We start from the raw sequence: 558 nt of genomic DNA, 5'->3' as shown, positions 1-558 counted from the left end.
AATGTTCCCAATTTGAGATTTCCGGGGTTTGATGGGGAATGGGAACAAGTAACTTTAGGAGAATGTTCTATTAGCCTTGACTATGGAATGAATTCATCTGCAAAAAATTTTGATGGAGCTAATAAATACATCAGAATTACTGATATTGACGAAAATTCGTCAAGATATAAATCCGATAATCCAGTTTCTCCATCAGGAAATATAGATGAAAAATATTTAGTCGGAGAAAATGATGTCCTATTTGCTAGGACAGGCGCAAGTACGGGGAAGTCATATTTATATCATTGTGATGATGGGAAATTATATTTTGCCGGATTTCTAATTAGGGCGAAAATTAGGAATGAATATGATTCAAAATTTATATTTAGTCAAACACAGACACAAAAATATAAAAAGTGGGTACAATTGATGTCTATGAGGTCAGGGCAACCAGGTATTAATTCACAAGAGTATTCGAGTTTTAAATTTTTTCTTCCCAAAACAAATCTGGAACAACAAAAAATCTCATCTTTTCTATCGCTCATTGATGAACGCATCCACACCCAAAACAAAATAATT

Annotated in this window: 1 protein-coding gene; it reads left to right on the top strand. The window is 33.2% G+C overall.

Annotated features, from left to right (window positions below; translation table 11 throughout):
• A partial coding sequence (locus SCA31_RS22485) for a restriction endonuclease subunit S (protein ID WP_410699277.1) occupies nt 1–558 on the top strand: 558 nt, incomplete at both ends.

Origin of the sequence: Chryseobacterium sp. SIMBA_028 (genome assembly GCF_046535285.1) — a bacterium.
Lineage (GTDB): Bacteria > Bacteroidota > Bacteroidia > Flavobacteriales > Weeksellaceae > Chryseobacterium.
Note: the sequence above shows the minus strand (reverse complement) of the source record. Positions and strands in the feature narration are given on the sequence as shown.